The organism is Halobacterium bonnevillei (assembly GCF_009831555.1).
In the GTDB taxonomy this organism is placed as follows: Archaea; Halobacteriota; Halobacteria; order Halobacteriales; family Halobacteriaceae; genus Halobacterium; species Halobacterium bonnevillei.
Genome location: NZ_WUUU01000349.1, coordinates 1 through 1,081, shown reverse-complemented (window position 1 = coordinate 1,081; position 1,081 = coordinate 1). Strand labels below are relative to the sequence as shown.

Below are 1,081 nucleotides of genomic sequence, written 5' to 3'. Positions count from 1 at the left end.
CTCTCGGACGCCGGCGCGATGGCAGCGGAGCGCGCCGGCGAAACGGCTCGCGCGGCGTAACGTCGGCGCGGTCCCGGCGGGGGCTGGCCGCTGGCGCCCGTCCCGGGGCTTCTGGTACGCGACTGCGAACGCGTGGTCGGTGTCAGTCGAGGGGTCGTGGGCGGAGTTCACCGTGCACGCGGCGGGCGGGTCGCCGGTCGGTCCCGGGGACGGCCCTGCGTACGTTCGTGAAGACGACCCAGTGGCGTTCGACGTCGACGGGGACGGCAATCCCGAGCGGGTCGGCCGCAACGAGCGCCTCTCGTTCGAGGTGGATGCGACCGTCGGAGTGATGGTTCCGGCGGGGCCGCGCGGCGTCGGTGACGTGGACGGCGACGCGGACGAACAGTCGCCGGGCTGGTGAACGCGCTGGACCGCCGGGCCGATGGGTGCTACAAGCGTAGCCCCCTTGAACACCGAGCGCGTAGCCGAAGTCGTGCTAGCCGACGAAATCCAGGACCCCGAGGCACTCACGCCCGGGGAGGTGCGAGCGGAGTACGAAGCGGCACTCGCCAGCGTTGTCGAGGCCGCAGGCGTGGACGCCGTGGCGGAGGCAACGGGCGTCGAGGACACGCGACTCGAGGAACTGCTCGACGGCGGGTCGCCGGAGTTCACCGTCGAGGAAGCGGCCGCGGTGCTCGCGGTGAGCGACGACCGGCCGGACGCCGAGGCACTCCTGCTGGAGGTCCGGGACAACCTGATGCTCCAGATGAGTTCCGCGGTGATGGACGTCGACGCGCTCGCCAGCGGGCTGGACGGCGACCTGGATCCGAAGGAGATCCAGCAGAAGATCGAGGGGCGACAGCCGATGACGCTCGCGGAGTACGCGCGCATCTACCGGCACATCGCCAGCGAGAACCCGTACTGATGGACGTCGCCGTCCTGGGGTGTGGGTACGTCGGCATCGAACTCGGCCGCCAGCTGGACGCTGCCGGCCACGACCCGGTGGGCGTCCGGCGCTCGGACGCGGGGCTGTCCGCAATCCGGAACGCGGGATTCGACGCCGTCCGCGCGGACGTGACGGACGCCGACGCCCTCGCCG

The 1,081-nt window shown here is 72.0% G+C and carries 3 protein-coding genes; all 3 read left to right on the top strand.

Annotated elements, in window-relative coordinates; all coding sequences use genetic code 11:
* The coding region (locus GRX66_RS19230) for a DUF7286 family protein (RefSeq protein ID WP_449271484.1) at window positions 1–403 on the top strand (403 nt) is incomplete at its 5' end.
* Window positions 404–475: 72 nt separating this feature from the next.
* Complete coding sequence (locus GRX66_RS19225; RefSeq protein ID WP_325064210.1) at window positions 476–907, top strand: DUF5791 family protein; 432 nt, start codon at window positions 476–478, stop codon at window positions 905–907.
* The coding region (locus tag GRX66_RS19220; RefSeq protein WP_201293107.1) for an NAD-binding protein at window positions 907–1,081 on the top strand (175 nt) is incomplete at its 3' end. The genes GRX66_RS19225 and GRX66_RS19220, both read left to right, overlap by 1 nt.